Source organism: Embleya sp. NPDC005575 (assembly GCF_040605455.1).
Classification (GTDB): Bacteria; Actinomycetota; Actinomycetes; order Streptomycetales; family Streptomycetaceae; genus Embleya.
The window spans coordinates 1-8047 of record NZ_JBEXCV010000250.1 but is presented as its reverse complement, the minus strand read 5'-3'; the positions used below and the strand labels follow the sequence as shown (position 1 = coordinate 8047).

Sequence of the window (8047 nt, the reverse complement as noted above, 5' to 3'; positions counted from 1 at the left end):
CGCTGTCGCCGACCGGCGCGGCGGCGGCGGTCGGGCATCCCGACCCTGGGGTGCGCGCGACGGTGGCGGAGAATCCCCACCTGCCGGCGGACCTGCTCGGCCGGCTCGCGCTGGACCCCGAACCGAGGGTGCGCGCGCGCTGCCTGCGGGCCGCGATCGACCGCGACCTGGCGCTGCCCGTGGAGGCGGTCGCCGCATCGGCCCGAGACGCCGACTCGGCGATCCGCCGACGCACCGCCATGTTGCCGGGGGCGCACCACGACGTGTGGCGGCGCCTGGCTCGCGACCCGGACCCGGCGGTCCGGGCGACCGTGCTCCGTTTCCACCCGGACCTGTGGGCGCTGCTGACCCCGACGGACCGCGCGGCACTGGAGGGTGACCCCGACCCCCGGATCGCCGAAGCGGTCGCGGGGGCCCGACGCGGAGACCGGCCGCTGCCACACACGGCGGCCGCCTACGCCGACGAACCCGAACCGGCCCGACGCCGGCTCGCCGTTGCCCACGCCGACCTCGCTCGCGACCTCGCCGAGGCGCTCGTCCGGGACCCGGACGCGGCCACCCGGGCCCGGGTGGCCGGCAACGTACACCTGCCGCCCGACCTGGTCGAGCTCCTCGCGACGGACCCCGACCCGACCGTGCGGCTGGCCGCGTCGCTGGCCGAAGGGCTCACCGAGGAGCAGCGCGCGGCCGTCGAGTACGCCGTCCCCGAAGGCCAACCCCCTCCGGTGCCCTGGGTGTTCGAGCGGCGCGAGGATCCCCGGGCGGTGCGCCGCGCGGCCGGATCCGCGCACGTGCTGCTCCGGCGCGCCGTCGCGGGCCTGCCCCGGCTGCCCGCAGACGTGGTGCAACTCCTCTCCCACGACCCGGACTTCGAGGTCCGACACACGCTGTGTCACGCCTGCGCGGACACCCCGCACGAGGTGCTGCTCGCGATGTACGCGAGCGACCCGCACCGGGACTGGCCGCTGCTGCGCCGGATGCCCGCCTTCGCCCGGGCCGGCCTGGCCCGATTCGTCGACGACCCGAACCGACGGCTGCGCCTGGCCGCCCTGGCCGACCCCGAGGCCGACCCGGCGGTGCTCGAAAAGCTCGGCCACGACCCGGATCCGTGGGTTCGGAGCGAGGCCGCACGCGATCCGCGGCTGCCACCGGCCCGGTTGACCGAACTCCTGGACGACCCGGACACCGCCGGCGCGGCCGCCGCCAACCCGGCCCTGCCGGTCGCCGTCATGGGTGACCTGCTGGAGCGCGTACGGGCGGCGCGTACCGGCTGACCGCGAGGTCCAGGGCCTGTCTTCAGTCCCCCGTCGTGGTGCTCGGCGGGGGACTGAAGACAGGCCCTACGGCAGCCGGGCGCCGATCCGCAGCAGCACGTCGCCCGAGCCGTCGGGCGACGGGTGCACCGACCACACCCGCTCGGACACCGTGGTGCCGCGCTCGGTCGTGTACTCCCGGACCCACAGCGTCGAGCGCTCGTCCGGGTCGACCAGCACCTGCGCCGTCGTCCGCGAGCCGTCCGCGAACAACAGGTCGCCCGGCGCCGTCCCGGCCCGGTGCGGGTCGCTCGTCCCCTGCGCGTGCACCCGCACCAAGGCGCCCGGATACAGGTGTGAACCCGCGGCTCGCAGGACGGGCCGCTCGATCGCATCGCTCACGCGCGCTACTCCTTCGGTCGGGTACGCGGATCGCGCACTGTGGCCATCGGGGTGCCGGCGGCCCGTGCGGTTTCGCCCCGGCGGACGGCAGGCCGGGCCGGGCGGCACCGAGGGGGAGTACCGGTGCCCGATGGGCGGGGGCGGGCCCGGCGGTCGATGCCGAATCCCCGGCCCATCCAACGCCATCGAGCGCCCGGGCGCCCCCGGTGCTGCGTCCATCGGGTGACCCGCGGGTCGGGCCGACCGGGCGCGGGAGCGGCCGAACTCCCGGGCGGTCAGGTCACGCCCCACCTCGTTCCTCCGATACGGAAGGAACGCCATGACTCGAACGTCCCCACGAACGGGCCGGGACCTTCCGGCCGAGCGGGGTCGACGCCCCTTCGCACGTCGACCCCGTTCGGGAAGGCCCCTGCCACGACCGCACTCGCACCCGCATCCGTCGAGCAGCACGCGGGCGCGGGTGCGGTCGGTTACATGCGATCGGGTGTCTCGATGCCCAGCAGGTCCAGGCCGCGCGCCAGGGTGCGTGCGGTCAGGTCGCACAGGATCAGCCGCGAGTGCCGGATCTCGCCCTCCGAGCGCAGCACCGGGCAGTTCTCGAAGAAGCCGGTGAACGCGGTGGCCAGCTCGAACAGGTGGAGGGCCAGGCGGTGGAGGTCCAGCGATTCGCCGACCTCCTCGATCACGTCCGGGAAGGCCAGGAGCCGCAGGGCCAGCGCTCGTTCGGCCGGTTCCCGGATCACCAGGGGCCCGGTCGCCCGCGGCGCCTCGACGCCGGCGCGGCGCAGGATCGAGCGGGTCCGGGCGTGCGCGTACTGGAGATAGGGCGCGGTGTTGCCGTCGAAGGAGAGCATCCGGTCGTAGTCGAAGCGGTAGTCCTTGCGCCGATCCCCGGACAGGTCCGCGTACTTCACCGCACCGATGCCCACCGCTCGGGCCACCGCAGCCCGCGCGGTCGCGTCCAGGTCCGGGTTCTTCTCGGCGATGATGGCGGCGGCCCGGGCCACCGCCTCGTCGAGCAGATCCACCAGCTTGACCGAGGCTCCGGCCCGGGTGCGCAGGATCTTCCCGTCGGATCCCAGGACGTAGCCGAAGCCGACGTGCTCGACCCGCGCGGTCGCACTGTGCCGGCCCGCGTCGCGCGCGGTCGCACTGTGCCGGCCCGCGTCGCGCGCGGTCGCGAAGGCCATCTCCAGATGCTCGCTCTGCGGCGTGCCGACCACGTACAGCAGCCGGTCCGCCGCCAGATCCCGCAGCCGGTGCCGCAGGGTGGCCAGGTCGGTGGCGGCGTAGCCGAATCCGCCGTCGCTCTTGCGCACGATCAGCGGGAGCGGCTCGCCGTCGCGATTGACGAACCCCGCGGGGAACACGCACTGCGCTCCGGCGCTCTTCCGGAGCAGTCCCAGCTCGGTCAACTCCTCGACCAGCGGCAGCAGTTCATCGTTGTAGCGGCTCTCCCCGAAGAAGTCGTCCGCGGTGAGCCGGACACCGAGTCGGGCGTAGACGGCCATGAAGTACTTCTTGGATTCGCTCACCAGGACCCGCCACAACCGCAACGTGGTGGGATCGCCCGCCTGCAACGCGACCACCCGCTCCCGGGACCGGACCCGGAACGCCTCGTCGGCGTCGAACGCACGCCGCGCGGCCTGGTAGAAGCCGGTCAGGTCGCCGACCGAGAGTTCGTGTGCGGCCTCGGTCTCGCCGATGTCCAGGAGGTGTTCGATCAGCATGCCGAACGGAGTGCCCCAGTCGCCGAGGTGGTTGCGGCGCAGCACGGTGTGGCCCTGCCATTCCAGCACCCGTACGGCGGCGTCGCCGATGATCGTCGAGCGCAGGTGGCCGACGTGCATCTCCTTGGCGGTGTTCGGGCCCGAGTAGTCGACGACGATCGTCTCGGGCCGGGCGGTACGCGGCACGCCGAGCCGTTCGTCGGCGGCGATCCCGGTGAGCAGCCGGCCCAGGCCGGTCGGCGCGAGGGTGAGGTTCACGAAGCCGGGCCCGCTGATCTCCACCGCCGAACACAGGTCGTGCAACTCGGCGTACCGGAGCACCTCGGCCGCGATCTCGCGCGCGTCGCGGCCCAGGCGTCGGCCCAGGGCCAAGGCCCCGTCGCACTGGAAGTCCGCGTGCCGACCGCGACGTATCGACGGGTCCGCGGGCGTGCCCGCGACCTGTGCGAACGCCGGGGCCAGCCGCTCGATGAGCAGCTTCTCCGGAGTGACCATGCGTGGAAGCTAGCCCATCGGGCCCTGCGGCCTCATGTCGTTTTCCCGGCCGTGCCGACGGGTCGGGCCCGGGGCGGGGGTGGGTCAGCGAGTCTCGGGTGTCCCGTCGGGGCGGGTGATCCGGTCGAGGTTGTCGGCGCGGGCGGCGCCCCCACCGCCGGCGTCGGCGGGTCGATGGCGGTCACGAGTTCCCATGATTCGCTTCGAGACGGCGCAGTGCGGCGACGGCTTGCTCGGTTATGGCGTCGGGGCCGGTCGAGACGTCGAGCGCGAGGCCCGCCTCGTCCGGCTCCAGCGGTTGCAGATCGGCGAACTGCGAGGCGAGCAGGGCCTCCGGCATGAAATGGCCGGTCCGCTCGCGCAGCCGCGCGGCGATCAGCGCGCGGTCGCCGACGAGGTGGAAAGTGATCACCTCGGGTGCCGCCCGGCGCAGCCGATCACGGTAGGCGCGCTTGAGCGCGGAGCAGCCGACCACGCCGCCGGATTGCTCGTGTGCGGCGAGCCAGTCGCCGACGGCGTCCAGCCACGGCGCGCGGTCTCCGTCGTCCAACGGGATCCCGGCCGACATCTTGACGATGTTGGCGGGTGGGTGGAAGTCGTCCGCGTCCGCGTAGGGCACCCGCAACTCGGCGGCCAGCAGCCGGCCGACCGTGGACTTCCCCGTGCCGGACACACCCATGACCACCACGACGTGGGGGGCGTTCATCGATACCTCGCTGTCTTTGCCGGACTCGTGCTCAGGCGCCGTCCCATACCCAAACGCATAGGTAGTACTTAATCAAGACCTTGAGCGATCAAGTCATACATACTCCGATCGGCCCGTGGCACCCCGCCCAGTAGGCTGACCGCCATGGAGAACGAGGGCCGGGGCTTGCACATGAAGGTGCTGGAGTCCCTCGGGCCGGCCATCACGGCCGGCGCCTACCCCGCCGGCACGGTTTTGCGCACCGACGAGCTGGAGCATCGCTTCGAGGTCTCGCGCACCGTGGTCCGCGAGGCCGTTCGGGTCCTGGAGTCGATGCAGCTCGTCGAGTCGCGGCGCCGGGTGGGGGTTACCGTGCGCCCGCCCGAGCAGTGGAACGTCTTCGATCCGTACGTGATCCGCTGGCGCTTGGCCGGCGCCGATCGCCCGCGCCAGCTCCGGTCGCTGACGGCGCTGCGCTCGGCGATCGAACCCGCCGCGGCGGCACTGGCCGCCGCGTCCGCGACGCCGGCCCAGTGCGTCGCGCTGACCGAGCACGCGCTGGGCATGGTCTCCACCTCGCGCGGGCGGCGGTCGGCGGCGTACCTCGTGCACGACATCGCCTTCCATCGGGTGATCCTGGCCGCGTCGGGCAACGAGATGTTCGCCCGGCTGGGCGACGTGGTCGCCGAGGTGCTGACCGGCCGCACCCGTCACCACGTGATGTTCCCGGACCCGGATCCGACCGCGGTCACGCTGCACGTACGCGTCGCCGAGGCGATCCGCGAGGGTGACGCGGCCGGCGCGGAGCGGCTGACCCGCGAGATCACCGTCGGCGCGATGGTCGAACTCGACGTACTGGCACCGCAGTTCGAGACGGGCGTGGATCGGCCCTAGCCGGGCACCCCGACCAGCGCCCCGACTCGGGCCGCTCCGTGGCGGTGGATGGATCACCAACCTCCTTGTCCGGAAAAGGACCTCGCTTCCGTTGGCGTGGTCCAGACCATTGACCGAGTGGTCTGGACCTCTTAACTTGAGGAGCGCACTACGGATGTGAACAACCGGTGAAATAAGGCGTACGACGCGGACCCGGACCGTTCGAACGTCCTTCGCATTCACTCGTCCCCTAGGAGAGTTCCATGCGTAAAAGGACCATCCTGACGGCGCTGACCATCCCCGCCGTCTCGTTTCCCCTGATGACGGCCGGCACGGCGGGTGCGCACGGCTGGGTCACCAGCCCGCCGAGCCGTGCCGCCTACTGCGCCCAGGGCACCGTCACCGACTGCGGTGAGATCCAGTGGGAACCGCAGAGCGTGGAGGGCCCCAAGGGCTTCCCGGCGCGCGGACCGGCCGATGGCAGGCTCTGCGCGGGCGGCAACAGCCGATTCGCCGAACTCGACGACCCGCGTGGCGGCGCGTGGCCGAGCACCGCGGTGACCTCGGGGTCGAGCAAGACGTTCACCTGGAAGCTCACCGCGCGGCACGCCACCACGTCGTTCCGCTACTTCGTCACCAAGTCGAGCTGGAACCCCAGCCTGCCGATCACCCGGGCGCAGTTGGAGAGCACCCCGTTCCTGACCGTCCCCTACAACGGGGTCCAGCCCGCTGCGACCGTCTCGCACACCGGAACGCTCCCGGCCGGCCGCAGCGGCAAGGCGGTGATCTTCGCGGTCTGGGACATCGCGGACACCGGCAACGCCTTCTACCAGTGCACCGACGTCACCTTCTGATCGACCCGATCCGCTGATCGACGCAACGGTCCGAACGACCCGACCTGCTGATCCCACGCCGCAGGACGGGAACGGGCCGGTGGGTCGTCGTGCCGAGGCGACCCACCGGCCCACCCGCACGCGGTCCGTCAGGCCTGCTCCGGCGGACCTTGGTGGGGCCGCCGGACAGGACCCGGTCACCCGCCGGCGGGCCGGGCCCGTACGTGCATGCGCTCGCCCTGCTTGCCGTACAGGCTGAGGAACTCCACCGGCTCCGGCCCGGCGCAGATGAAAGCGTGCGGGGTACGGGTGTCGAACTCGGCGGCCTCGCCCGCCGCGAGCACGAGATCGTGCGCGCCCAGGAACAGCCGCAGCCGACCGGACAGGATGTACATCCACTCGTAGCCCTCGTGCGTCTGCAACTCCGGTCGGGCCCCGCCGACTCCGGGCGGCAGGATCTGCTTGAACGCGTGCAGCCCGCCGCTGTACCGGGTCAACGGAATGATGGTCATCCCGTAGCGCTGGATCGGGCGCGCGTGCACCCGCGGATCGCCGGTCTCCGGCGCGTCCACCAACTCGTCCAGTTGTACGCCGTACGCCTTCGCCAGCGGCAGCAACAGTTCCAGGGTGGGTTTGCGCTGTCCGGACTCCAGCCTGGACAAGGTGCTGGGGGAGATCCCGGTCGTCGCGCTCAGATCGGTCAGCGTGGTGCCCCGCTCCTGGCGCAGGGCACGCAGGCGTGGGCCGACCGCGGTCAGGACGGAGGTGAGCTCGCCATCTTTCATGGCTTCATTTGCCGACTCGGCAACAACGTTTGTCAACCGAAGTGCACCGGGCGGACCATGTCGACCGGGCGCCGAACCATCGTCGCCCGGCCCGGCCGGATGCGGTCGGGCCGCATCCGCCCACCGCATGGAGGAGCACTCCACGATGACCGACGACCGGACCCCCGAGCACGCCGAACAGCCCTCGGCAGCGGAACTCTGGGACGCACGTTATGCGGAGAGCACTCGGATCTGGAGCGGCAACCCGAACGCCGCCCTGGTCCGGGAGACCTCGGACCTGCCGCCCGGCCGAGCCCTGGACCTGGGCTGCGGCGAGGGCGGTGACGCGATCTGGCTCGCCAAGCGGGGGTGGCGGGTGACCGCCACCGACGTCTCCCGAATCGCCCTGGAGCGCGCGGCCGAGCACGCGAAGGACGCGCAGGTCTGCGACCTGATCGACTGGCAATGGCACGACCTCGGCGCGACCTTCCCGGCCGGCACCTTCGACCTGGTCTCGGCGCACTTCCTGCACTCGCACGGCGAGTTGGATCGCGACGCGATCCTGCGCACCGCCGCCACGACGGTCGCGCCCGGCGGTGTGCTCCTGATCGTCGGCCACTCGGGGCTCCCGCCGTGGGAGAAGAACCCGCATCCCGGCGTGGTCCTGCCGACCCCCGACGAGGTCCTCGCCGCGCTCGAACTCCCCGAGGGGCAGTGGGAGGTGCTCCGCAACGAGGAGCACGAGCGGATCCAGAACGACCCCGAGGGCCGGCCGATCACCCGCACGGACAACACCGTGATGGTGCGTCGCCCGGCCGGCTGAGCGGCCCCGGAACCACCTGGGCCGGACCCGGCCACGGGAGTCGAATCCGATCAGGCGGGTTCGTGCGTGACCGAGTAGCGGTCCGCCCCCGCCCGCCGGACGCGGCTCACGCCACCGTCGGCCCACCTGACGTCCACGCCCGACGCCGTCGCCGACACGCGCGGCGCCGGGGTGGGCGCGGTGTCCGCC

Annotated in this window: 8 protein-coding genes; 4 read left to right on the top strand and 4 right to left on the bottom strand. The window is 72.6% G+C overall.

Annotation, left to right across the window (positions count from 1 at the left end):
- On the top strand, nt 1–1274 hold a 1274-nt coding region (locus ABZS54_RS40810), incomplete at its 5' end, for a hypothetical protein (RefSeq protein ID WP_355547828.1).
- 66 nt (nt 1275–1340) lie between these two features.
- Here ABZS54_RS40810 and ABZS54_RS40805 read toward each other — a convergent pair.
- The 3 genes from ABZS54_RS40805 to ABZS54_RS40795 all read right to left on the bottom strand — a co-directional run bounded on the left by ABZS54_RS40805 (nt 1341) and on the right by ABZS54_RS40795 (nt 4586).
- Entirely contained in the window at nt 1341–1655 is a 315-nt protein-coding gene (locus ABZS54_RS40805) for a hypothetical protein (protein WP_355547825.1), read from the bottom strand.
- Between the two features lie 470 nt (nt 1656–2125).
- Complete coding sequence (argS, locus tag ABZS54_RS40800) at nt 2126–3880, bottom strand: arginine--tRNA ligase (protein ID WP_355547822.1); 1755 nt, start codon at nt 3878–3880, stop codon at nt 2126–2128.
- Nucleotides 3881–4061: 181 nt separating this feature from the next.
- Nucleotides 4062–4586, bottom strand: coding sequence for a gluconokinase (locus ABZS54_RS40795; RefSeq protein ID WP_355547819.1), 525 nt, complete (start codon nt 4584–4586; stop codon nt 4062–4064).
- A 144-nt stretch (nt 4587–4730) separates the two neighbouring features.
- On the opposite strand from ABZS54_RS40795, the gene ABZS54_RS40790 reads away from it, so the two are divergent.
- Entirely contained in the window at nt 4731–5459 is a 729-nt protein-coding gene (locus ABZS54_RS40790; protein ID WP_355547816.1) for an FCD domain-containing protein, read from the top strand.
- Between the two features lie 242 nt (nt 5460–5701).
- Nucleotides 5702–6292: a lytic polysaccharide monooxygenase gene (locus ABZS54_RS40785; protein WP_355547813.1), complete on the top strand. Its 591-nt coding sequence runs from the start codon at nt 5702–5704 to the stop codon at nt 6290–6292.
- A 176-nt stretch (nt 6293–6468) separates the two neighbouring features.
- Here the strand turns inward: ABZS54_RS40785 and ABZS54_RS40780 are convergent, their stop codons facing one another.
- Nucleotides 6469–7056, bottom strand: a complete 588-nt coding sequence (locus tag ABZS54_RS40780) for an XRE family transcriptional regulator (RefSeq protein WP_355547810.1) — start codon at nt 7054–7056, stop codon at nt 6469–6471.
- 145 nt (nt 7057–7201) lie between these two features.
- On the opposite strand from ABZS54_RS40780, the gene ABZS54_RS40775 reads away from it, so the two are divergent.
- Nucleotides 7202–7858: a class I SAM-dependent methyltransferase gene (locus ABZS54_RS40775; RefSeq protein ID WP_355547807.1), complete on the top strand. Its 657-nt coding sequence runs from the start codon at nt 7202–7204 to the stop codon at nt 7856–7858.
- Nucleotides 7859–8047: the final 189 nt, after the last annotated feature.